The following is a 22,844-nucleotide window of genomic DNA, read 5'->3' on the forward strand; positions in this document are numbered from 1 at the left end:
GCCCCACCGCCACCATGCTGACGATGGTCACGAAATCCCGCCCCTGCGGCCCCATGCGCGGCGGGAAGCCGGCGGCACGCGCAGCCTCCAGCAGGTGGTGGTGGAAGCTGACCGAGGGGCCGTGCCGGGGGGTGATGAAGCTTTCGCCCGCCAGCGCCGCCAGCGCGACGGGGGCGTCGCCGGCGGCCAGCGGATGGCGCTCGGGCAGGGCCAGCAGCACCGGCTCCTGCAGCAGCGGCAGGCTGGCGACGCCCAGCGGCAAGGCCACCGGCGGCCGGATGAAGCCGATGTCCAGCCGGTCCTCGGCGATGGCGTCCAGCTGACGCTGCATCTCCATCTCGGTGATCTGCAGCTCGACCTCCGGATGCGCCGCGCGGAAGCTGCCGACCAGCGCGGTCAGCACCCCGGTATAGGCGGCCGAGGCCGTGTAGCCGATGGCGATGCGCCCGACCTCCCCCCGCCCGGCGCGGCGGGCCGCGGTCAGCGCCGCCTCGGCCTGGGCCAGGGTCTTCCTGGCTTCGCCCAGCAGCAGCTCGCCGGCCAGCGTCAGCTGCACGGCGCGGCGGGAACGGTCGAACAGCGTGGCGCCGACGATCTCCTCCAGCGCGCGGATCTGCTGGCTCAGCCCGGGCTGGGCGATCTTCAGCCGCTCGGCGGCGCGGCCGTAATTGAGCTCCTCGGCCACGGCCAGGAAATAGCGGAGATGGCGCAGCTCCAGCCGCGCCCGGGTCGGTCGGCGTCCCCCCGGCATCTTTTCGTCCGATAACTCCGGCTTATGGCGAATGCGCCGGCGGCATATTGGACCAATGACGTCGGGCGCCGCAATCTGGCGGCGCAACGCCAGCCAGAACGGACAAAAAGATGGGACCGCTGCAGGGGATCCGGATCCTGGACCTGACCACGGTGGTGATGGGGCCCTATGCCACCTCGATCCTCGGCGACATGGGCGCCGACGTGATCAAGGTGGAAAGCCCCGAGGGCGATATCCTGCGCCAGGTCGGCCCCAGCCGCAGCGGCGAGATGGGCGGGATTTTTCTCCATGCCAACCGCAGCAAGCGCAGCATCGTGCTCGACCTGAAGCGGCCCGAGGGGCGCGCCGCCCTGCTGAAGCTGGCCGAGACGGCCGACGTGCTGATCCACAACCTGCGGCCCCAGGCCATGGCGCGGCTCGGGCTGGACCATGCGGCGCTGGCCGCGGTCAATCCGGCGATCATCCATGCCGGCGCCTTCGGCTTCGGCCAGGACGGGCCCTATGCGGCGCGGCCGGCCTATGACGACCTGATGCAGGGCATTGCCGGCATCCCCTCGCTGATGGCGGACAGCGGCGACGGCACACCGCGCTACGTGCCGGTCAATATCGCCGACCGGATCGTGGGCCTGCATGCCGCCATCGCCGTACTGGGCGCGTTGCAGCACCGGGCCCGCACCGGCGAAGGCCAGGCCATCGAGATCCCGATGTTCGAGACCATGGCCAGCTTCGTGCTCGGCGACCACCTGGGGGGGATGACGCATCGCCCGGCCCTCGACCAGGGCGGCTATGCGCGGCTGCTGACGCCGAACCGCCGTCCCTATGCCACCGCCGACGGGCATCTCTGCGTGCTGATCTACAACGACAAGCATTGGCGCAGCTTTTTCGCCGCCATCGACCGGCCCGATCTCGCGGCCGATCCGCGCTTCGCCAGCCATGCCAGCCGCATTCGCCACACCGACGCCATCTGCGCCGAATTGGGAGAAATCCTGGTCACCCGCCCGACCGCCGAATGGGAAGCGCTGCTGGACCGCGCCGGCATTCCGCACACCCCGCTGCACACGCTGGACAGCCTGGTCGAGGACCCGCATCTGGCCGCCGTCGGCTTCTTCACCGAGGCCGACCACGCCGCCGAGGGCAAGGTACGCGGCATGAAGGTCGCCAGCCGCTGGAGCGCCAGCCAGCCCGAGCCCTCGCGCCTGGCGCCGCGCCTCGGCGAGCACACGGCGGAGGTGCTGCGCGAGGCCGGATTGTCCGAGGCCGAGATCACGGCTGCCACCGCACGGCCCGGCTGAGGCTTGCCCCCCGGGCACGGCCGGGTCGATAGTCGGCGCCGACATCCCGAAGGGAGACACGGCGATGACGACGATCCTGGCGCTTTCCGGCAGCCTGCGCCGGCAATCGACCAACACCGCGCTGCTGCGCGCGGCCAGCGGCCTGCTGCCGGCCGGGGCCAGCCTGGCGCTGCACGGGCTGGGCGATATTCCGCTCTACGATGACGACCTGCGGCAGCAGGGCTACCCGGCGCCGGTCGAGGCGCTGCGGCGGGCGGTGGCCGGCGCCGACGCCGTGCTGATCGCCACCCCGGAATACAACCGCTCCTTCTCCGGCGTGCTGAAGAACGCGCTGGACTGGGTCTCGCGCCCGCCGGCGCCGCCGCTGGGCGGCAAGGCGGTGGCCGTGGTCGGCGTCAGCCCCGGGGCGCTGGGCACCGGCGTCGCGCATTACCAGCTGAAGCATGTGCTGACGGCGATGGGCGCCTATGTCGTGCCGGGCGCCGAGGTGATGGTCGGCCATGCCGCCCAGAAATTCGACACCGAGGGCCGGCTGACCGACGAGGCGACCCAGAAATTCCTGGCCGCCCATCTGGAGAAGCTGGTCGAGCTGGCGCGGCGGCTGCGCTGAGCCGCCGCGTCTTTCTGTCAGTCAGATCAGGCTGATCCCCGACAGGGCCGACAGCTGGTCAGCCAAGGCCGGCGTCGCCGCCAGGATCGGCGCGCCGCCGGCGGCATCGCCTTGCGCGATGAAGGGGTTCACCCGGGCCCCGGCCTCGGCCAGCACGACCAGGGCGGCGGCGACGTCCCACAGGTTGATGTGCAGCTCGACATAGGCGTCCTGGGTGCCGGCCGCGACATCGGCCAGGCCCAGCGTGCCGGACCCGCCGGCGCGCAGCATCGCCCCCTGCCCCATCACGCGCTGCACCAAAGCCTGGTAATCCGCATCCGGCAGCCGCGGCGACCAGCCGCATTCGACCATGGCGCGGTCCAGCCGCGTCGTGCCCGCCACGCGGATCGGCGCGCCGTTCAGCGTGGCGCCCAGGCCTTTCTGGGCCAGGAACAGCTGGTTCAGCTGCGGCGCGCAGATGGCGCCGAGCAGCGCCTCGCCCTGGCCCACCAGCCCGATCGAGACGCACCAGCGCTGCCCGCCATGGGCGAAGTTCGAGGTGCCGTCGATCGGATCGACCACCCAGCGCAGTTTTCCTTCCCGGTGCAGCCCGGCTTCCTCGCCCTGGAAACCGTCTTCCGGGAAGGCCTTGGCCAGCTCGTCGGAGAGGAAACGCTCGACAGCGCCATCGGCCTCGGTCAGCCAGTCCTGGCCGAGACCCTCGGATTTCAGCACGGCGTCGCCGACCTGCGGGCGCAGGCGCAGCGCCATCGCGGCGGCCTCCTGCGCCAGGCGGCCAGCGACGGTCAGACGGTCGGCGAGGTCGGTCATGCGGTTTCCTGCAGCGCGCGGCGCGCCTCGAGGGCGGTCACCGGATCATCGGTGGTGAAGACATCGACGCCAAGCGCCAGGATGCGGCGGATGGTGGCCGGCCCGTTCACCGCCCAGGCGCCGACGCCGAGATTCTCGCAGCGCAGCGCTTCCAGGCTGTCGGCATCGCAGACGCTCTGGTGCAGCCCGACCGCGGTGATGCCGGCATTGCGCGCGGCGCCCGCGACCCCGGCGACGCCGAGATCCTTCCAGCACGACAGCGACACCAGCCAGATCGACGGCCGGATGAAAAGCGGGGCGGCGGCCGCCGCCTGGGCCAGGTCGAAGGAGGTGATGACCGTCCGGTCCGTCAGCCCGCGCGCCTGCAGCGCCGCGACGACGCGCGGCAGCAGCCCGGGATAGGCGCAGCCCTCGGCGTCGCGCTTCAGCTCGATGCGCGGGATCAGCTTCGTGGCCGCGAAGAGGTCCAGGACTTCTTCCAATGTCGGGATGGTCTCGCCATCCGTCCCCTTCAGCCGGGTCGTCGTCAGCGCGGCGGCGGTCTGCGCGCGCAGCGGCCCCTGCCCCTCCGTCGTGCGCTCCAGCGTCGCGTCATGCAGCACCATCACGACGTCGTCGGCCGAAAGATGCACGTCGAACTCGATCTGCTCCACGGCCAGGGCCGCAGCCCGGCGGAAGGCGTCGCGCGAATTCTCGATCCAAAGAATGGCCCCGCCCCGATGGGCGGCGATCTGCGTGGTCATCAGGCTTTCCAGTTGCTGGCGCGGAAGTCCATGCCGAAGGACTGGCCGGGCTTCCAGGGCAGGTCGCGGCGCTTGGCGGTGAAGTTCACCGTCTGGTGCAGCACGCTATAGGCGGGGTCCTCGCGCTCGGCGATCTCCAGCATGCGGCGGAAGGCGCGGCGGCGCTCGGCCGGGTCGACCGAGCCGTCCAGCACCGCGCAGAGCTTGCCGAACTCCTCGTTGCGCCAGGCGCCGACCTGCCATTGCTGCCCCTCCGGCCCATGCGCGCGCGGCATGGAGGCGGTGGGGTCGTTGAAGGCCGCGCTGTTCGACCAGTCCCAGATGCCGCGCGCACCTTCCTTCGACAGAACTTGAGAAAAATTCTCGCGCGTCTCGATCTGCACGTTCAGCCCGACGGCGCGCCAGCCCTCGACCAGGATCTGCGCCGTGGTGACCTGGCCGGTATAGTAGTTGTTCAGCAGGCGATAGGGGATCGGATCGCCCTTGTAGCCGCTTTCTTTCAAAAGCCGCCTGGCCTCGTCCGGGTTGAAGGCGGGGACGTTCCAGTCGGACTGGAACATCTCGCCATAGAACTCGAACTGCTCGCCACGCGGGATGCTGGTGCGGCCACCCCAGAGCGCGTCGACGATGCTCTGGCGGTCGATGCTGTGGGTCAGGGCGCGACGGACGCGCGCATCGGCCAGCGTCGGATTGGTCTTGTCGAAGACCGACAGCCGCATATTCATGATCAGCCCGCCGACGACATGCTGGCGCGGGCGGCGCTCCACCTCCTCGATCAGGTCGGGCGGCACGTCGCAGGCGAAATCGGCCTCGCCGGAGGCCAGCATGTTCAGCCGCGAAGAAACCTCCGGCACCTCGACGAAGCGGATTTCTTTCAAGGGCGGCCGGCCGCCCCAATAGGCGTCGTGCGAGACCAGCCGCAGCAGCTGGTCGGGGCGGAACTCGGCGATGGCATAGGGGCCGGTGCCGACTGGCTTGCGGGCCCAGTCGAGCCAGGTCGGCGCCGCCTCGAAGGCGCTCCGGCTGACGATCATGGCGGCGAGCTGGGCGAAGCGCCCCTCGATCGCCGGGGTCGGCCGGTCATGCACCAGACGCACCGTCTGCGCATCGCGGATTTCCACCGCGACCAGGCCGGGGAAGGAACGGCGCGCGATGGCGGCGGTCTCCGGCGGCGGCGCCTTGCCGGCGATGCGGCCGGGGACGCTGCCGAAGAGATTGCCCCCCGTCGCCGCGACACCGGACCCCATCCGCTCGGCGCCGAACGAAAAAGCGACGTCCTCAGCGGTCATCTCGCGGCCGTCATGGAAGCGCACGCCGGGGCGCAGCGTCACCTCCAGCACGCGGTCGTCGATGCGGCGCCAGGCGGTGGCCAGGCCCGGCTGCAAGGTCAGGTCGCCCAGCCAGTCCTGCGCCATCAGCGTCTCGGCATAGGAGGCCATCAGCCGGGTGCCGACATTGGAGCTCTCGCGCAGCGGCTCCAGCGTGTTGGAATTGGCCAGTTTCTGGACGGCGACGGTGATGGTGGGCCGGCTGTCGGACGCGGTCTGCGACAGCGCAGGGCGCGACAGCGGCAGCAGGCCAGCGGGCGCCAGCAGCAGGGAACGACGGGAGATGGGCATGGGCGCCTCCGCGACAGCTGAAAGAAGGACGCGCTGCCTTAGACGCTGGCTTTGACAGGGCCGTGACGGTTGCGCGTCAGATCGGTGACAGAGCCCCGCGCAAGCGTGATCGCAGCCCCTGACCGGCTGGCGCGATGCTGATTTGCCCAGGGCGGCCACGGCTGCCCAGGCTGGCGGCCCCGAAGCCCAGGACAGGAGCCTAAGGTGCCGCGCCGGATCCCGACACGAAAATTCCTGCCGATGCTGGCGGTCCTCGGCCTTTGCGCCGCCACGCCGGCGCCCGCGGCGGACCCCCAGGAATTCGGCGGGCTGCGCTTCGAGATCGCCGAGGGGTGGAGCCGCCGCGATGCCAGCGACGGGGTGATCCTGCAGCGCAGCTTCGTCACCACCGACCGCCGCGGCCGCCGCAACACCGGCCAGGCGCTGATCCAGCTTTCGGTGGCCAAGCCGGCCCAGGGCGCCACGCTGCAGGCCGCCTTCGCCCAGTTCGTCGCCGCCGGCACGCCGGAGCTGACGCGGGAACGCGCGATGGTCAAGGGCCAGGGCATCACCACCAACGGCCATGCCATCCTCTTCGAGGAGCGCTGCTGCGCCCGCCGTGACAGCGTCAGCCTCAGCGGCAATTACGTCGGCATCGGCACGCCCGCGGGGTTCCATTTCTCGCAGCTGCTGATGGTCAATCTCAGCCGCGACGAGCGCCGCGCCGCCGAGGCCGCCTTCGAGGCGATGATCCGCAGCCTGCTGCTGGCGCCCGGCGACGAGCCCTTCCGCCTGACCCCGCCGCGCGGCGCCGGCGGGCTCGACGGCATCTACAGCTATCTCGACACCGGCATCCGGCCCAACGCCTTCGGCGGCACCGATTTCTATGCCGACAACAATATCACCGTCTTCGATCCCTCCGGCCTCTACACGACGGAAATCCCGAAGGACGGCATGGCCGTCGCCGCGCATTGCCAGGCCAGCCCGGGCGATTGCGGCTTCTACCGGCTGGCCGGCGGCCGGATCGAGCGGCTGGAGGTCTCCCCCCGCTACGGCGTGCTGGCGCGCGAGAGCGACGACTTCGCCCGCGACGGCGACGACCTGAAGATCGGCAGCCGGAATTACCGCCGCATCCCGCCGCTGCCGGCGAACACGCGGCTGTCCGGCCGCTGGCGCTATTTCTTCGCCTCCGTCGGCGCCGGCGCCTTCGGTTCCGGCAGCGTCTCGTCGGAACGGCTGCTGGAGCTGACGCCGGATGGCCGCTTCAGCCGCAGCGGCTTTTCCGGCGCGAGCTCGACCAGCAGCATCGGCGGCGGCACCACCGGCGTCACCACCGGCAGCAACCGCCCCGTCACCACCGGCCGCTACGAGATCGAGGGCTATCGCCTGACCCTGACCGGCGATGACGGCGCACGCGAGGTGATGAGCCTGTTCATGGCCGATCGCGGCTCCGACGGGCTGCTGGTGATCAACGGCAACAACTACCTGAAGCAGGAGGCCGAAGGGCAGCGCAGCTCGCGCCGGCGCTAGGGCCAGATCGCCACCCCCTCCAGCCCCGCGGTCTCCGGCAGGCCGCAGATCAGGTTGGCGTTCTGCACCGCCTGGCCGGCGGCGCCCTTGCCGAGATTGTCGACCACGCCCAGCGCCATCACCAGGCCGCGCGCCGGATCGGCCGCGTAGCTGACGAAGGCCAGGTTCGAGCCGGTCGCCCATTTGGTCTGCGGCGGCTTGTCGGTGACGCGCACGAAGGCACGGTCGGCATAGAAGCTGCGGGCCGCCTCCAGGCATTGCGCGGTGGTCGCGCGGCCGCGGCAGTAGATGGTCGCCAGCAGCCCGCGGGTCATCGGCACCAGATGCGGCGTGAAGACCAGCCCGGCCGCGCTGCCGCCGCCCAGCCGCTCGATGCCGCGCGCCATCTCGGGCATGTGGACATGCTGCAGCAGGCCATAGGGCACCAGGTTCTCGTTGCTCTCGGCATAGCCGAAGCGGCTGTCGGCGCCGCCGCGGCCGGCGCCGGAAATGCCGGTCTTGGCGTCGATGATGATATTGCCCGGCTCGACCAGCCCGGCGGCCAGCAGCGGCGCCAGCGCGGTCAGCGTCGCCGCCGGGAAGCAGCCGGGATTGGCGACGCGGCTGTGGCCGCGGATCTGCTCGGGCCAGATATCGGCCAGGCCATAGGCCCAGCCGGCCGCGTCGCGATGGTCGCCGCCGATATCGACGATCTTCACGCCCGGGGCCACGCGGGCCAGCGCCGCGGCCGAGGCGCCGGTCGGCAGCGAGGCGAAGAGCAGGTCGAGCGGCGGCAGCGCCTCGGGGTCCCATTTCTCGATCACCATCCCCGCCAGCCGGGCCGGCAGGCCGGGGAAGCGCTCGCCCAGGCGGCTGCCGGCGCTGCCCTCGCCGGCGGCATAGGCGAGCTCGAATTCCGGGTGGCCGGCGACCAGGCGCAAGGCCTCGCCGCCGCCGAAGCCGCTGATGCCGACGATGCCCGTACGGATGCCGGTGCGGATGCCCGTGCGGATACCGGTGCGGATGCTCATGGGGATGTCCTCTGGGATGCGGGCAAAAGAAAACCCCCGGAGCCGGGGGCTGCGGGGGTTCATGAAGGCGGGCCGGGCGATGCCGGCGGGCGGCAGGCCTACAGAGAGGCCATCACCACGCGCAAGGACGCCGATCGACGCGCAGCCTCAGGAGCCGCCGCTGGGGTGCAACGGCGTCGACGTCGGTCACAAAGGATCGCGGTCCTGGGCATCGGCGGCGAGACTGTCGCCGGCGCCGCGCCCCGTCAAGCGGGGATCGCCTCACGCCGCCTGCAGGGCGCCCGCCAGCGCCACGCGGTCGCGCCCGTCGCGCTTGGCGGCATAGAGCGCGGCATCGGCCGCCGCGACCAGCCGGGCCGCGGCGCCCGGCGCCGGCACCCCCGGCGGCAGCGCGGCGACGCCGATGCTGATGGTCACCCGCCCCGCCGGCGCATCCGCATGCGGCAGGTCCAGCGCATGCACCCGGCTGCGCAGCGCCTCGGCCAGGCTCGCCGCCATCTCCGGCCCGGCGGCCGGCAGCAGCACCGCGAATTCCTCGCCGCCATAGCGCGCCGCAAGGTCGCCCTGGCGCTTGGCGGTCAGGCCGATGGCGGCGGCGATAGCGCGCAGGATGCGGTCGCCCTCCTGGTGGCCGTAGCGGTCGTTATAGGCCTTGAAGCAATCGACATCGACCAGCAGCAGGGCCAGGCCCCGGCCCTCCTTGGCGCCCACCTGGGGGCCCGCCTGGGGCCCCGCCTGGGGGCCCATCTCGGGGCGAGGTTCGGGGCCAGCACCGGCGCGGCGCCAGGCCTCGGCCAGGGCCTCGTCGAACTGCCGTCGGTTGGCCAGGCCGGTCAGCCCGTCGGTGGCGGCCAGGGTCGACAGGCGCTGCGCCAGCCCGGCCAGCGCCCGCTCGGCCGCCAGCCGGCGCAGCATCTCGCGGCGGAACACCAGGCCGAGGCCGGCCACCGCCGCGCAGAGCAGCGCCAGCAGCGGCCCGAAGATCAGCGCCCGGCGCCACCAGGCGGCATAGATCTGCTCGGTCGCCAGCGAGACGCTGACCACCAGCGGCAGGTCGCCGACCCGGCGGAAGAAGAACAGCCGGTGGATGCCGTCGGTCGTCGCCGTGCCGACGAAGCTGCCGGCCGGGCGCGAGACCATGTATTGCACCGTCGGCGCGCGCGACAGGTCGCGGTCGAAATCGCTCTCGCGCCAGGGGTGGCGGACGATCAGCCGCCCATCGGTGCCGAAGAAGGACACCGCGCCGTTCAGCCCGAGGTCGAGCCGGGTGAACAGGTCGTGGAAATAGGCCAGCCGCAGCGCCCCCATGACCACCCCGTCGAAGCCGCCATCGGCCCGGTCCAGCCGGCGGCTGAGGGCGATGCTGGCATCCCCCCCGCGCAGCCGGCTGCGATAGGGGCGGCTGACATAGAGGCCGAGGTCGGGCTCGGCGCGGTGCGCGGCGAAATAGTCGCGGTCGCCGAAGCCCAGCCCCGGCAGCCGCGGCGGCACCGAGGATTCGCGCACCTGCCCGGCGGCGTCCAGCACCAGGATCGAGCCGAGATATTGCGCGGTGACGGCGCGGTCGAACAGCGCCATGTGCCGCACCTCGGGCGTCGCGGCGTTCAACCCGGGCTGGACCATGGCCGCGGCCGCCCCCTGCAGCGACAGGTCGAGATAGTGGAAGTTGCGGGCGATGTCGCGTTCCAGCGCGACCACCAGGTTGCCGGCCTCGCGCTCGGCACGGTGCCAGGCCTCCTGGCGTTCCTGCAGCAGGGTGGCGGCGCCGCCGGCCAGGATCGCCACCATCACCACCATGCTGATGGCGGTCAGCCAGCCGACGCGCTGCTCCAGCCGGCGCGCCACGGCATCGTCCGGGGGCGTCGGGCTGCCCGGGCTGGGCGGGGCGGCGGGGTTTCTCGCGGCGTCCTGCATCCTGTCGGTCTTAAGCCGCATCGGGCGGCAAAGTTCACCCGTCGCGGTCGGGTCTTCACGCAAGCTTGCCCGGAAGGGCGGGCTGGACCCCCGGCGGCGACGGTGGCAAGCCTGGGGCCGCAGAGCATGCCGCAGGAGGGTTCATGGCTGGTTACCTCGACCACGGCCAGTGGCGCAGCGGCTGGGGGCATGCCGACCGCCAGGGCCGCTTCGACCGCGCGAGCGCCCAGCGCCGCAACTGGATCACGCCCGACGGCAGCCCCGGCCCCTCCGGCCGTGGCGGCTTCGCGGCCGAGCCCGGGCGCTACTTCCTGTACGTGGCCCGCGCCTGTCCCTGGGCGCATCGGACCGTCATCTTCCGCCGCCTGAAAGGGCTGGAGGGCATGGTCGGCCTGGCCGTCACCCATTGGCTGATGGCCGACCAGGGCTGGTCCTTCGAGCCCGCCCCCGGGGTGATCCCGGACCCCGAGGGCGCGCGGGCGGTGCACGAGATCTACACCCGCGACGATCCCGGCTATTCGGGCACGGCGACCGTCCCGGTGCTGTGGGACCGGGCGCAGCGCTGCATCGTCAGCAACGAGAGCTCCGAGATCATCCGGATGTTCAACAGCGCCTTCGACGGCCTCGGCGCGACGCCCGGCGACTATTACCCGGAGGCGCTGCGGCCGCGCATCGACGCGCTGAACGCCCGCATCTACGACACGGTGAACAACGGCGTCTACAAGGCCGGCTTCGCCACCAGCCAGGAGGCCTATGCGGAAGCGCTGCACCCGCTTTTCGCCAGCCTGGACTGGCTGGAGGACCTGCTGTCGCGGCAGCGCTTCCTCTGCGGCGACACCCTGACCGAGGCCGACTGGCGGCTGTTCACCACGCTGCTGCGGTTCGATGCCGTCTATGTCGGCCACTTCAAATGCAACCTGCGGCGGCTGGTCGACTATCCGGCGCTGTGGTCCTACACGCGCGAGCTCTACCAATGGCCCGGCATCCGCGAGACCACCGATTTCGACCATATCAAGCGGCACTACTACATGAGCCACGACCGCATCAATCCGACCGGCATTGTTCCTGACGGCCCGCTGCTGGACTTCGAAGCGCCGCCCAGCCGCGGTTTCCTATCCGCATGAAAGCAGCCCTTCTCGGCGTGGCGCTGGCGCTCGCCGGCTGCGCCGCGCAGCCCGGCTGGAACGGGCAGCGCGGCTATGGCGGCAGCGGCGACTATGGCTACGACCTGGCGGCCAATCGCAGCGAGGCGCGGCAATACCGCGCCCAGGCCGCCGCCGCCTATCCGATCCCCGGCCCGCCCGACGACCCCTGGGGCCCCTATATCCGCGAGGCCGCCGCCCGCTTCGCCTTCCCGGAAAACTGGATCCGCGAGGTGATGCGCCAGGAATCCGGCGGCCGGCTCTATGCCGCGGACGGGTCGCTGATCACCTCCGGCGCCGGGGCGATGGGGCTGATGCAGGTGATGCCGCAGACCTATGACCTGCTGCGGCCGCGGCTGGGCCTTGGCGCCGATGCCTATGCGCCGCGCGACAACATCCTGGCCGGCACCGCCTATCTGCGCGAGATGTATGACCGCTTTGGCTCGCCGCTGTTCCTGGCGGCCTACAATGCCGGCCCCGACCGCGTTTCTTTCTATTTGAGCGGCGCCAAGATCCTGCCCGACGAGACCGAGGACTATGTCGCCCGCATCGCCCCGCGGCTGGGGCCGGCGACGGTGGCGATGGCGGCGGCGCCGGCCCTGCCGGGTGGGCTGGCGCCGGGCCGCGTGGTGTCCAGCGGCGGCGTGGTGTCGGCCGGCGGCGACTGGGGCCTGCAGCTCGGCGCCTTCACCGATGCCGACAGCGCCCGGCAGACCGCCGAGGCCGCCGGCGCCGAGCTGCCCGGCACCCGCCCCGAGGTGTCGCCAGGCCCCGGCGGGCTGTACCGCGCCCGGGTCATCGGCCTGTCCGCCGACGACGCCCAGGCCGCCTGCCAGGATCTGGCGCAGCGTGGCCGCCCCTGCCTGGCGGTGCCCGGCATCTGACGACAGCCATGCCAGGGCTGTGATCGGCCGCTGGCTTGACTTGGCGGGCCTCAGCCGGCTCCTTGCGCCTCGTGCAAAACGGCAACGAAATCGTCGCATGGGGCTTGTGAGGCCCGGCCAGCAGGCGGCCGCCATCCGGCGCCTGGCCCTGCCGCGCGACGACGCCTTCCCGCATCGGGCCGAGGCGCTGGGCTTCGGCTTCCACACGCCCGAGGGCCGCGAATACTGGGTGCGCGACGCCTGCTACGCGCTGACGCCCGAGGCCATCGACGCGCTGGAAGCCGCCGCCGACGAGCTGGAAGCCATGATCGCCGAGGCCGCCGACCGCGTGGTGCGGCGCGGCGACTATCGCGGCTTCGGTTTTTCCGACCGGCTGGCGGCGCTGGTGGAGCGCTCGCATCGGAACGATGAGCCGACGCTCTATGGCCGCTTCGATTTCCGCCTGGACCGTCGCGGCACCATCAAGCTCTACGAGTACAACGCGGAAACCCCCGCCGCCCTGCTGGAAGCCGCCGTCGTCCAGCTGGCCTGGTTCGAGGAATCGGAAAGAAAGCCGGGCAGCGATCAGTGGAACGGCATCGACGATGCGCTGGTGGCGCGCTGGCCGGCGCTGGGCCTGTCCGGCCGCCTGCATTTCGCCGCCGAGGCCGCGCGCGAGGACGAGGTCGCCCAGGTCGCCTATCTGATGGCCACCGCCCAGGCCGCCGGGCTGCAGACCGCCTTCATCGACATGGAAGAGATCTCCCGCGACGCCGCAGGCCAGCTGGTCGAGCCGTCCGGCGCGCCCATCGAGAACTGCTTCAAGCTCTATCCCTGGGACTGGATGGAGGCGGAGGAAGGTGGCGCCCTGCTGCCCGGCAGCCGCACCCGCTTCATCGAGCCCGCCCGCCGCATGCTGGCCGCCAACAAGGCCATGCTGGCGGAGCTCTGGTCGCTCTTCCCCGGCCATCCGCTGCTGCTGCCGGCCTCCCTCGACCGCGCGGCCGTCGAGGGCCCGGCGATCGGCAAGCCGGCGCTTGGCCTCGAGGGCCATGGCATGCGCATCGAAGGCCCCGAGGCCGAGGCCTCCACCCCGCTGCCCGAGGCGCTGCCGGAGAGCCCCACCATCTGGCAGCAATGGGCGCCGCTGCCGGCGCATCCGACGTCCGACGGGCCGGGCTATCCGGTGATGGGCGTCTGGATGGTGGGCGGCCGCGCCGCCGGGCTCGGCATCCGCGAGGGCCGCGCCCTGGTCACCACGCTGGAGGACCATTTCGTGCCGCATACCGTGCTGTGAGCGCCGCCATGCCGCCTTTCTCCCGCCTGTCCCTGCCCGCCCCCGCTGCCTTCCGCAAACGGGTCGACCAGCTCGGCCTGCTGGTCGCCGGCGACGAGGGCCTGCCCTATTGGGAAACCGCCGCCGCCTATCAGATCGGCGCCCAGCCGGCGGCCGGGCTGCTGAAGGCGGCCGAGACATTGCAGGCGCTGTGCCGCCGCGCCGTCGCCACCATCATCGACACCCAGGATTTCTCTCCGTTTTCCATCGAGAGCGCGGCGATGCAGGACGCGATCACCGCCTCCTGGAAAGCCGGCGACGCGTCGCTCTACGGCCGCATGGATTTTTCCTTCGCGGCAGACGGCACGCCGAAGCTTCTCGACTACGAGGCCGACGGACCGCTGGCGCTCCCCGAGGCCTCCTACCTGCAATGGGAATGGTTCGAGGCGCTGCCGGCCGCGCAGCGCCAGGGCGCCTCGCAGGAAAACCTGCTCTACGAGAACCTGCTGGCGCAATGGCCGCGGCTGAAGCTGCTGCCGCGCGCTGCCATCGCCTGCGGCGGCGCCACCACCGCCGACGGCCTGCCCGCCGACACCGCCGAGCGCTTCACCGCCGAGTACTTGGCCGAGAATGCGCGCGAGGCCGGCGCCAGCCTGGACCTCGCCAGCATCGAGGCGGTGGGCTGGGACGGCGATGCCCGCGCCTTCACCGATGCGCAGGACCAGCCGCTGGCGACGCTGCTGAAGCTCTATCCCTGGCACTGGATGGAGCAGGAGCCGAATGTCGAGACGCTGGGCGTCAACCGCACCCGGCTGCTGCCCGCCGCCTGGACCCGCCTGCTCGCCGACAAGGCTTTCTTGGCCGTGCTGTGGACGATGTTTCCGGACTGCCCCTTCCTGCTGCCCGCCAGCCTGGACCCCGCGGACATCGCGGGCGACCGCGTGGCAAAGCCCTGTCGCGGCGGCGATGGCGAGGGCGTCAGCCTGCCCAACCAATCCCACGAAAATGGCGCCGCGCTGTTGTTCCAGCAGCATTGCCCGCTGCCGGTCTTCCCCGGCGAAGACGGGTGCCAGGCGCATGCGGCGCTCAGTGTCTGGATGGTGGGCGACACCGCCTCGGGCCTCGGCTTCCGCGAGAGCAGCGGGCCGGTCACCGATGCCGGCCATCGCTTCGTCCCGCATATCCTCCGCCCCGCCTGATCGAGAACCGAGAAAAAGATGTCCGCAGCCGACCTGCTGATCCTCTTCCCCGCCACGCTGCTCGACTTCGCCGTCGCCTTCGGGCTGGGTGCCGCCTTCTGGCTGGGCGGGCTGATGCTGGTCTCGGCGGCGACGCCGCAGAAGGAGCTGGCGCTGCTGCGCCAGGGCAACCTGCCCACCGCCATCGCCTTCGGCGGCAAGGCCGTCGGCATGGTGCTGCCGATCGCCGCCATCGCCCGCTCAGCGGCCGGGCCGCTGGACCAGGCGATCTGGTGCGTGGTGGCGGTCGCCGTGCAGCTCGTCGTCCATCTGCTGCTGTCGATCCTGCTGCAGGGGCGGCTCCGCCACGAGATCGACCGCGACGAGGTCGGCGGCGGCGCCGTCTTCATCGCCTTCATCCAGATCGGCGCCGGCATCCTGAACAATGCCTGCATGGCGGGCTGATCCGGTGACGCGCCGCCGCTCGACGACCATCCGCGCCGCGGCGCTGGTCGGGCTCGGCCTCGGCGTCGCCGCCTGCGACGAGGCGCCGCCGCCCGCCGACACGCCGCAGGACGCTGCCCGGCGCGAGGCCGACTGCACCGCCGCCCACCGGCGCCTGGGCGCCGACCCGGCCGGCTGCACGGCGCTGGAGCGGCTGGCCCGGCAGCAGCAGGAAGCCGACCGGCCGCATTTCGAGACCCGGCTGCGCTGCGAGATGCGCTTCGGCCCCGGCGCCTGCGACGGCGAGTCCAGCACCCTGCCGCGCGCCGCGCTGTGGCGGCCGGTGCTGGCTGGCGGCGCGCCCGGCTATCCGCAGGATGGCGATGCCGGGCCGGTGGTGACCGACCGCCGCGGCCAGTCCTGGGCGCTGCGCGGCGCGCTGCCGCCGGCGATGGTGGCGACGCCGGCCGAGCCGCTGGCGCCCAGCCTGCGCCAGCGCCGCGCCTTCGACCGGCTGGCGCCGACCTATGCCGATCGCGCGGCCTGCGACGCCGAATGGCAGCGCTGCGAGGGCGGCGTCACCGTCATCCCCAACCGCTTCGCCGAGGATGAAAGCTGCCGCGCCATCTGGGGGCAATGCACCGAGGTGCGCATCGCCCTGCCGGCGACGGCCGCCGTGGAGACGCCGACCGCCCAAGGCGGTGGTGGTGGCGGCGGTGGTGGTGGCTATGGCGGCGGCGGCGGCCATTTCTGGTGGAGCAGCTACAACCAGGGCTGGGAGCGCCGCTATGCCAGCAGCTACGCCCCGCGCTACCAGGGCTGGTCCTGGACCGGCGACCGCCAGCCGGTGGCGGTCTATCGCCGCCCTGGCGCGACGGGCGCCGCCGCCCAGGCCTGGGACAGCGGCAGCCGCAGCCTGGCCCCGGCAGGGCGCATGGTCGCCGCCTCCGAGACCACGGCCGGCAGCCGCAGCGGAAGCACGGTGGCGCGGGCCGGCTTCGGCTCGACCGGCCGCTCGCTCTCGGCGGGGGGCTGACGCCATGACCCAAGGCAAGGTTCCGGCGGCGTCCCGCCGCTCCCGCCGCCACACCCCGGCGCCGATCGCGGCCGAGCCGCTGCTCAGCGACGGCCAGCGCCGCTGGGTGCTGGCGCTGCTGGCCGGCGGCATCGGCCTAGGCCTCGTGCCGGTCCTCGTCCCGCCGGCCAGCCCGCTCTACTGGCTGGCGCTGGGCGTCACCCCCGCCCTGCTGATGCCGCTGGCCTGGTTCCTGGGCGGCGAGCGCCTGGGCCGCCGGCTGGACGCCTGGCTGCTGCTGGGCGGCCGCCGCGCCGGCGCCCAGGCCCAGCCGGTTGCCGCCCTGCCGCCCGAGGCCCGCCGCGCGCTGGAGCAGGCGGCGCTGCCCGCCCTGCTCGGCGCCGTCAGCCGGGTGGCCAATGGCAAGCGCGCCGCGCTGGCCGGCCCCGCCCGCCAGCTGCTGGCGGTGGCGCGCGACCGGCTGGACGACCCCGCCGCCATCGCCCTGATGATCGACCGCCTGCCCGCCACCGTCGCCGCGCTGGAGGCGAATGACGACGCCGCCGGCGACCTGGCCACGGCGCTGGCGCAGGCGCTGCTCAGGGGGGCGGCATGAAGGACCAGCTCAGCGGCATCCGGCTCTACCTGGTCTGCGGCGCCCTGGCCGCCTTCCTGGCCGGGCTGCTGCATGCCATCGACCGCTGGGACGCCGCGGCCGATGACCGCGCCTATGTCGCCGCCGGCCGCCGCGCGCTGCAGGCGCCGCCGGCCGAGCGCGGCACCTGGGTCTGGATGCCGGCCGCCGGCGCCCGGCTGAACCCGGCGGTGGAGGCGGCGATGGAAACCCGCGCCCGCATCGAGCAATTGCGCGACGAGGCCCAGGGCCGCCGCAAGTCGGGGGCGCCATGACCACCACGGCCTTCTTCGCGCTGCTGGCGCTGCTGCTGCTGGCGCTGGGCTGGCACCGCGCCCGGGGTGTGGCGCGCGGCGACTGGGTGCGCCAGGCCGCGACCCGGCTGGTCATCACCACCGCGCCGCGCAGCGACCGCCCGCAGCTGCGGCTGGAGCGCGGCGACGCCGTGGTCTTCGGCCCGGTCGCCGCGCTGTGGCAGGCCGACCCGGCGACCGCCGTGGCGCTGGGCAACCCCGAGCGCCTGGCCGACCGCGCGGGCGGCGACGCGCCGGCCGGCGACTACCGCGTGCTGGGGGCGGCCGACCTGTCGGATGCGCTGCCGGTGATCCGCGCGGCCTTCGGCGAGGCGGCGCTGATCCTGGCGCCCGAGGCGGATGGCCGGCCGCTGCTGCTGCATGCCGCGCGGCGCGGCGACACCGCCAGCCAGGGCGGCATCGCCATCCAGGCGCAGCCCTTCCGGCAATTGCTGGCGCAGCTCGGCGATGCCCGCGGGCTGCAGGTGCGGATCGAGCGGCGGCGCATCCGCCGGCATGGCTGGGGCGGAATGCAGCAGCGCTGAGACGGCGCGTTGCATTCCGTGCCAAAATCCCGCCTTCCTCGCCAGCGAAAAACCCCGGATAGATCGCCCCAGCCCCCCGGGAGTCTCTGTGCGCGGCCTTCTGTCGATTCTGGGCCGCCTGCTGGTCCTGGCCTTCCTGACGCCGCTGCCGGCGCTGGCGCAGCCCGCCGATCCGCGCGCGGCCGAGGGCCAGGCGCAGCTCGACCGCTGCGCCGCCGCCGGCGAGGGCCAAAGCCTGTCGCTGGCCTTTTCCGGCCTGCCGCCCTTCGCCGCCGAGGTGCTGGCGCGCCACGCCATCCGCCCGCGGCTGGATGCCGCCCGCGGCGAGCTGCGGATCGAGCTGCACCTGGACAATCTGCGCGCGCTCGCCACCCCCTCGGGCCCCGCCGCCACCACCTGGCTGCCGCCGGAGACGGCAGCGCGGGTGATGCAGGACCCGCGCTCGCGCCTGACCGCGCTGTGGCAGCTGGACGAGGCGACGGTGAAGGCCGCCGACCGCGCCTATGACATCCGCCAGGATGCCGGGCAGGCCGCCGCCGGCACGCCCCCCGTGCTGGAGGAGTCCGAGGTCGCCGATGCCCTGCCCGACTACCGCCAGGTCGCGATCTACACCGACACCTATACCGGCTTCGCCGCCCTGGTGCTGGAGGCCCTGCCGCGTCCCGGCTCGCAGAACCAGGGCCGTGCGCCGCACCGGATCTACGCGGTGGCCGGCACCCATGTCTTCCAGCATCGCGACTTCCGCAGCTGGGCCTCGGGCCTGACCTTCGGCCGGGCGCAGTTTTCTTCCAATGCGGCGCTGCGCATGCTGGCGGATGCGGCGAACTACGCGGCCGACCCGGCCGGTGGCGAGGTGGTCTTCACCGGCCAGAGCCAGGGCGGCCTCACCGCCCAGGGCCTCGGCTTTCTGCTGCAGAGCTATCTCGATGCGCGGGCCGCGCCGCATGCCCTGGTGCATGTCGTCTCCTGGGGCGCCGTCGGCGCCGAGGAGGTCTTTCTGCGCTCCATCGAGGGGCTGCGCGCCGGCGAGGGCCGCGGCTTCTCCACCAGCCTGGAGACCCATTGGGCCGCGACCGAGCCCGGCTATGCCGAGGCCGCGGCCTTCTGGTCGGTGATCGCCGAAGCCTGGCGCAGCATCCCGGCGGGAACTGAAAGAAAGTGGATCCGGGCGCGGATGGCGGGCGCCCGGGTGCTGGGCTATTTCTTCGACATCGACCTTTTCGCCCGCGCCGGCACCTTTCCCGGCGTGACGCTGGCCTTCCCCACCGCGCTGATCCTGCCCGAGGCCTGCGACACCACCGTCGCCGAGGCGGTCATCGGGCTGCAGCCCGGCGCCTTCGGGGTCCGGCTGGAATCCCACTTCCTGCAGGGCTATCGCCGGGCGGTCGCGCGCGGCGCCATCGCGCTCGCCCGGCCGGCGGTGCCGGCGAAATGGGAGTGGGTCGGCGCGCTGGCGCCCCCGTTGGAAGAGCTCGGCTATCTCTGGCTGGAGACGCTGTATTTCGACGGCGTCGCCGCCAGCCCCGAACACTGGCGGCAATGCCAGGCGGCGCCACGCTGGATGAGCCCGGCCAACCGGTCCTGCCGCGCCGGTTTCTGGGAAGGCTGCGGCCCCGATCCCGGCGCCCGCCGCTGGTGCCTGGTGCGCGAAGGTTTTTTTCCGGTGCCGCCGATGCGGTAGGTGGTTCCGGCTGCGCGGAGCCTCCTGCGCAGCATGGGCCGACCAAATCCGCCGAAAAGCCTTGCGGCGGCGAAAAGCCAGGCCAAGCTTCGGGGTGACGCGCCGCCCCCGGCGCCAGCCTCCCCCGGAGAAGCTCCCCCGATGTCCCCATCGCGACAGATGCATCTGGGCGCCTTCATGCGCCCGACCACCATCCACACCGGCGCCTGGCGCTATCCCGGCGCCTGGCCCGACGCCAATTTCAACTTTTCCCACCTGAAGCGGCTGACCCAGACGCTGGAACGCGGCTGCTTCGACGCCTTCTTCATGGCCGACCACCTGGCCGTGCTGAACATGCCGGTCGAGGCGCTGCAGCGCAGCCACACCGTCACCTCCTTCGACCCGCTGACCCTGCTGCCGGCGCTGGCGGCGGTGACCGAGCGGATCGGGCTGATCGCGACGGCGTCCACCACCTTCAACGACCCCTATCATGTCGCCCGGAAGTTCGCCTCGCTGGACCATATTTCCGAGGGCCGGGCGGGGTGGAACATCGTCACCACCTCCAACCCCGACGCCGCGCTCAACTTCGGGCTCGAGGCGCATGTCGAGCATGGCGAGCGCTACAAGCGCGGCCGGGAATTCTACGAGGTTGTCACCGGCCTCTGGGATTCCTGGGCCGACGACGCCTTTCTGCGCAATGTCGAGACCGGGCAGTTCTTCGACACGGCGAAGCTGCATGTGCTGAACCACAAGGGGCCGGAATTCTCGGTGCGCGGCCCGCTGAACATCGCGCGGCCGGTGCAGGGCTGGCCGGTGATCGTGCAGGCCGGCGCCTCGGAGGCCGGCCGCCAGCTCGCCGCCGAGACGGCGGAGGTCATCTTCGCCGCCACCCCGACCCTCGCCGATGGCCAGCGCTTCCGCGCCGACATGCAGGCGCGGCTGGCCAAGGCCGGGCGCGAGGCCGATTCCCTGAAGATCCTGCCCGGCGCCTTCGTCGTCGTCGGCGACAGCCTGGAGCAGGCGCAGGAGAAGCGCCGCACGCTCGACAGCCTGGTGCATTACCAGAGCGGGCTGGCCTCGCTCTCCATCGCGCTCGGCCATGATGCCAGCGGCTTCGACCCCGACGGGCCGCTGCCGGAGACGCCGCCGACCAATGCCAGCCAGAGCAGCCGCGAGCGGGTCATCGCGCTGGCCGCGCGGGAGGGGCTGACGGTGCGCCAGCTGGCGCAGCGCCTGGGCGGCTATGGCGGGCTGGCGCTGGTGGGGACGCCGGCGATGATCGCCGACCAGATGCAGCAATGGCTGGAGGAAGGCGGCAGCGACGGCTTCAACATCATGTTCTCGCACCTGCCCGAGGGGCTGGACGATTTCGTGGACAAGGTGGTGCCGGAGCTGCAGCGCCGCGGCATCTTCCGCGCGCGCTACGAGGGCACCACGCTGCGCGACCATCTGGGCCTGAAGCGGCCGCCCAACCGCTTCTTCGCCTGAACGCTTACTTCCGCACCGCGATCACCGCCGCGCCCAGCAGCAGCAGGGCCGCGGCGGCCTGGTCGAAGCCCAGCGGCTCGTCATAGGCGAGCCGCCCCAGCAGCAGCGCCACCACCGGCGAGACGAAGGCGTAGAGCCCGGCCTTCGACGCCCCCCAGTTGCGCAGCAGCCGCAGATAGATGGTGTAGGCGGTGAAGGTGCCGAAGATCACCATGAACAGCAGGCTGGCCAGCGGCAGCGGCTGCGCCAGGGTGGCGAAATGCTGCCAGCCCACCGGCTCGGCCAGGGCCGAGATGGCGCCGAGCCCGAGCGCGCCCACCACCGCCTGCGCCCCGGTCAGCTGGAACGGCGTCACCCCCCGCTGCAGCATCGGCCGCGACAGCACCGAGCCCAGGCAATAGCTGAAGGTGCCGGCCAGGATGGCGAGGATCCCCAGCATCTCCATGCCCCCCCCGGCGATCGCCGTGTCATGGCGGAACAGCACGGCCAGGCCGGCCAGCCCCAGCAGCAGCGCCGCCGGATGCCGCCAGGTCAGCCGCGCCTCGCCGCGGGCGAGCTCCAGCGCATAGAGGCCGATCGCCACCATCGGCAGGTTGACCAGCCCGGCGACGCCCGAGGCCACATGCTGCATGCCCCAGAGCAGCGTCGCATAGGTCCCCGTGTTGACCAGCGTCCCGGTCAGCCACAGCCGCGCCGATCCGGGCCCGGCCAGCAGCCGCCCGACGCCCGGGACCAGCGCCAGCAGCACCCCGCCCACCAGGACGTAGCGGCAGGCGGCGAAGAAGACCGGCGGCATGGCGCTGATGCCGGCCTTGGCGGCGATCCAGGTGCTGCCCCAGACCAGGCTCATCACCAGAAACAGCAGCAGGTCGAGCCGGGCCGGGGCGGCCTCGGGCGTCTGGCAGGTGGTGGCGGACATGGCGGGCGCCTTGCATTTTGTAACGTACAAAACCGAAGATACCCGTTACGGTTCCCGCCGTCACCCCTTTTGCCGGAAAGGACGCGCCGCATGAACCGGACCATCGCCAGCCTGCCCTTGCGCGGCGGCCACCCGGTGCTGGACCTGGCCAACACCGTCGCCGCCCGCCGCGGCGGCGAGGAGGAGGATGTGCTGCGGGCGCCGGCCGACCTGCTGGCCTGGGCCGCCCGCGCCGGCGCTTCCTCCGAGGCGCTGGCGCAGGGCTTCGCGGACGACCCCGCCGCCGCCGGGGCCGCCCTGCTTGCCGCCCGCGGCCTGCGCGAGGCGCTGTTCCGGATTTTCTCCGCCCTCGGCCGCGACGACGAGCCGGCCGCCGACGACCTGGCCCTGGTCGAAAGCCTGGCCGCGCAGGCCCAGCGCCGCCTGCGCCGCACCGCCGCCGGCTACGAATGGCGCTGGCCCGCCGACCCCGCGCCGATGGCGCTGGTCCATCGCCTGGCGCTGATGACCGCCGAGCTGCTGGTCGATCCCCGCCTGCCGCGGGTGCGCGAATGCCCGGGCCATCATTGCGGCTGGCTGTTCCTCGACACCAGCCGCGGCGGCCAGCGCCGCTGGTGCGCCGAGGCCGATTGCGGTGTGCTGGACCGCGTCCGCCGCCATCGCGCCCGCCATTCGGGCGGCTGATTTCGCTCACATCCCGCGGAGCCTGGCCTGGGCCGATTGCGCCCCCCGCAAATAGGAGGGACAGACGAAGCCGCGACGGGAAGGACAGCGGCAGCCATGCGGAACAGCTTGATGGGCGGGGCAGCGCTGCTGCTGGCGCTGGCGGCGAATGGCCCGGCCCGGGCGCAGATCGCCTGCGCGCGCGCCACCACGCCGATCGACCAGACCATCTGCGCCACGCCCGACCTGCTGGATCTGGACCGCGCCCTGGTCGAGGCCTTCCGCGCCGCGAGCGCCCGCGGTGACCCGACGATCCTGCGGCAGGAGCAGCGCGCCTGGCTGGCCGGCCGCTCGCGCGATTGCGGCAGCCGGCGCGGCGCGGTGCTGGAAGCCTGCCTGCGATCGGCCTTCGCCGCGCGGATTTCCGAGCTGTCCCCTGCCGCGGTCGCCACGCCCACTCCCACCC

The 22,844-nt window shown here is 72.7% G+C and carries 23 protein-coding genes; 16 read left to right on the forward strand and 7 right to left on the reverse strand.

Annotated features, from left to right (window positions below; all coding sequences use genetic code 11):
* A partial coding sequence (locus GVN67_RS19885; protein ID WP_235035387.1) for a LysR substrate-binding domain-containing protein occupies positions 1-751 on the reverse strand: 751 nt, incomplete at its 3' end.
* Positions 752-861: 110 nt separating this feature from the next.
* On the opposite strand from GVN67_RS19885, the gene GVN67_RS19890 reads away from it, so the two are divergent.
* Together GVN67_RS19890 and GVN67_RS19895 are read left to right on the forward strand one after the other, a co-directional pair.
* Positions 862-2,043: a CaiB/BaiF CoA-transferase family protein gene (locus GVN67_RS19890; RefSeq protein ID WP_159999075.1), complete on the forward strand. Its 1,182-nt coding sequence runs from the start codon at positions 862-864 to the stop codon at positions 2,041-2,043.
* A 64-nt stretch (positions 2,044-2,107) separates the two neighbouring features.
* Positions 2,108-2,653, forward strand: coding sequence for an NADPH-dependent FMN reductase (locus GVN67_RS19895; protein WP_159999076.1), 546 nt, complete (start codon positions 2,108-2,110; stop codon positions 2,651-2,653).
* 21 nt (positions 2,654-2,674) lie between these two features.
* On the opposite strand, the gene GVN67_RS19900 is transcribed toward GVN67_RS19895, so the two are convergent.
* Genes GVN67_RS19900 through GVN67_RS19910 form a run of 3 tightly spaced genes read right to left on the reverse strand, consistent with a single transcriptional unit; the run spans position 2,675 to position 5,825 of the window.
* Entirely contained in the window at positions 2,675-3,463 is a 789-nt protein-coding gene (locus tag GVN67_RS19900; protein ID WP_159999077.1) for an inositol monophosphatase, read from the reverse strand.
* Positions 3,460-4,206, reverse strand: a complete 747-nt coding sequence (locus GVN67_RS19905; RefSeq protein WP_159999078.1) for a glycerophosphodiester phosphodiesterase family protein — start codon at positions 4,204-4,206, stop codon at positions 3,460-3,462. Before GVN67_RS19905 ends, GVN67_RS19900 begins: the two co-directional genes overlap by 4 nt.
* Positions 4,206-5,825 (reverse strand): ABC transporter substrate-binding protein, encoded by a 1,620-nt coding sequence (locus GVN67_RS19910; protein ID WP_159999079.1) that lies wholly within the window; start codon positions 5,823-5,825, stop codon positions 4,206-4,208. Before GVN67_RS19910 ends, GVN67_RS19905 begins: the two co-directional genes overlap by 1 nt.
* 204 nt (positions 5,826-6,029) lie before the next feature.
* Between GVN67_RS19910 and GVN67_RS19915 the strand changes: the two genes are divergently transcribed.
* Positions 6,030-7,334 carry a hypothetical protein gene (locus GVN67_RS19915; protein ID WP_159999080.1) on the forward strand — a complete coding sequence of 435 codons (1,305 nt, stop codon included), beginning with the start codon at positions 6,030-6,032 and terminating at the stop codon, positions 7,332-7,334.
* On the opposite strand, the gene argC is transcribed toward GVN67_RS19915, so the two are convergent.
* The gene (argC, locus tag GVN67_RS19920; protein WP_159999081.1) at positions 7,331-8,344 is read right to left on the reverse strand and encodes an N-acetyl-gamma-glutamyl-phosphate reductase; all 1,014 of its coding nucleotides are present in this window, start codon (positions 8,342-8,344) and stop codon (positions 7,331-7,333) included. The genes GVN67_RS19915 and argC overlap by 4 nt on opposite strands.
* Before the next feature lie 261 nt (positions 8,345-8,605).
* The gene (locus tag GVN67_RS19925; RefSeq protein WP_159999082.1) at positions 8,606-10,258 is read right to left on the reverse strand and encodes a sensor domain-containing diguanylate cyclase; all 1,653 of its coding nucleotides are present in this window, start codon (positions 10,256-10,258) and stop codon (positions 8,606-8,608) included.
* Between the two features lie 143 nt (positions 10,259-10,401).
* On the opposite strand from GVN67_RS19925, the gene GVN67_RS19930 reads away from it, so the two are divergent.
* From GVN67_RS19930 to GVN67_RS19980, 11 genes are all read left to right on the forward strand, one after another.
* Positions 10,402-11,382 carry a glutathione S-transferase family protein gene (locus GVN67_RS19930; protein ID WP_159999083.1) on the forward strand — a complete coding sequence of 327 codons (981 nt, stop codon included), beginning with the start codon at positions 10,402-10,404 and terminating at the stop codon, positions 11,380-11,382.
* Positions 11,379-12,284 (forward strand): lytic transglycosylase domain-containing protein, encoded by a 906-nt coding sequence (locus tag GVN67_RS19935; RefSeq protein ID WP_159999084.1) that lies wholly within the window; start codon positions 11,379-11,381, stop codon positions 12,282-12,284. The genes GVN67_RS19930 and GVN67_RS19935 overlap by 4 nt, the downstream gene beginning before the upstream one ends.
* A 97-nt stretch (positions 12,285-12,381) precedes the next feature.
* Complete coding sequence (locus tag GVN67_RS19940; RefSeq protein ID WP_159999085.1) at positions 12,382-13,560, forward strand: glutathionylspermidine synthase family protein; 1,179 nt, start codon at positions 12,382-12,384, stop codon at positions 13,558-13,560.
* Positions 13,561-13,568: 8 nt separating this feature from the next.
* A complete protein-coding gene (locus GVN67_RS19945) occupies positions 13,569-14,738 on the forward strand; it encodes a glutathionylspermidine synthase family protein (RefSeq protein WP_159999086.1) in 1,170 nt (389 codons plus the stop codon).
* Positions 14,739-14,756: 18 nt separating this feature from the next.
* Positions 14,757-15,182, forward strand: coding sequence for a DUF350 domain-containing protein (locus GVN67_RS19950; RefSeq protein WP_159999087.1), 426 nt, complete (start codon positions 14,757-14,759; stop codon positions 15,180-15,182).
* Between the two features lie 4 nt (positions 15,183-15,186).
* Positions 15,187-16,197 carry a DUF1190 domain-containing protein gene (locus GVN67_RS19955; protein WP_159999088.1) on the forward strand — a complete coding sequence of 337 codons (1,011 nt, stop codon included), beginning with the start codon at positions 15,187-15,189 and terminating at the stop codon, positions 16,195-16,197.
* 4 nt (positions 16,198-16,201) lie between these two features.
* Positions 16,202-16,792: a hypothetical protein gene (locus GVN67_RS19960; RefSeq protein ID WP_159999089.1), complete on the forward strand. Its 591-nt coding sequence runs from the start codon at positions 16,202-16,204 to the stop codon at positions 16,790-16,792.
* Positions 16,789-17,085 (forward strand): hypothetical protein, encoded by a 297-nt coding sequence (locus tag GVN67_RS19965; protein ID WP_159999090.1) that lies wholly within the window; start codon positions 16,789-16,791, stop codon positions 17,083-17,085. The genes GVN67_RS19960 and GVN67_RS19965 overlap by 4 nt, the downstream gene beginning before the upstream one ends.
* Complete coding sequence (locus GVN67_RS19970) at positions 17,082-17,648, forward strand: hypothetical protein (RefSeq protein ID WP_159999091.1); 567 nt, start codon at positions 17,082-17,084, stop codon at positions 17,646-17,648. The genes GVN67_RS19965 and GVN67_RS19970 overlap by 4 nt, the downstream gene beginning before the upstream one ends.
* A gap of 88 nt (positions 17,649-17,736) precedes the next feature.
* Entirely contained in the window at positions 17,737-19,329 is a 1,593-nt protein-coding gene (locus GVN67_RS19975; RefSeq protein ID WP_159999092.1) for a hypothetical protein, read from the forward strand.
* Between the two features lie 141 nt (positions 19,330-19,470).
* Positions 19,471-20,796, forward strand: coding sequence for an LLM class flavin-dependent oxidoreductase (locus tag GVN67_RS19980; RefSeq protein WP_159999093.1), 1,326 nt, complete (start codon positions 19,471-19,473; stop codon positions 20,794-20,796).
* 4 nt (positions 20,797-20,800) lie between these two features.
* Here GVN67_RS19980 and GVN67_RS19985 read toward each other — a convergent pair whose 3' ends face one another.
* Positions 20,801-21,715, reverse strand: a complete 915-nt coding sequence (locus GVN67_RS19985; RefSeq protein WP_159999094.1) for a DMT family transporter — start codon at positions 21,713-21,715, stop codon at positions 20,801-20,803.
* A gap of 90 nt (positions 21,716-21,805) precedes the next feature.
* Here GVN67_RS19985 and GVN67_RS19990 point away from each other — a divergent pair, with 90 nt between their 5' ends.
* Positions 21,806-22,399 carry an ABATE domain-containing protein gene (locus GVN67_RS19990; protein ID WP_159999095.1) on the forward strand — a complete coding sequence of 198 codons (594 nt, stop codon included), beginning with the start codon at positions 21,806-21,808 and terminating at the stop codon, positions 22,397-22,399.
* Between the two features lie 96 nt (positions 22,400-22,495).
* Positions 22,496-22,844, forward strand: a 349-nt coding sequence (locus GVN67_RS19995; protein WP_159999096.1) for a lysozyme inhibitor LprI family protein, incomplete at its 3' end; no start/stop codon positions are given.

This window comes from Roseomonas sp. 18066 (assembly GCF_902706185.1).
Lineage (GTDB): Bacteria > Pseudomonadota > Alphaproteobacteria > Acetobacterales > Acetobacteraceae > Pseudoroseomonas.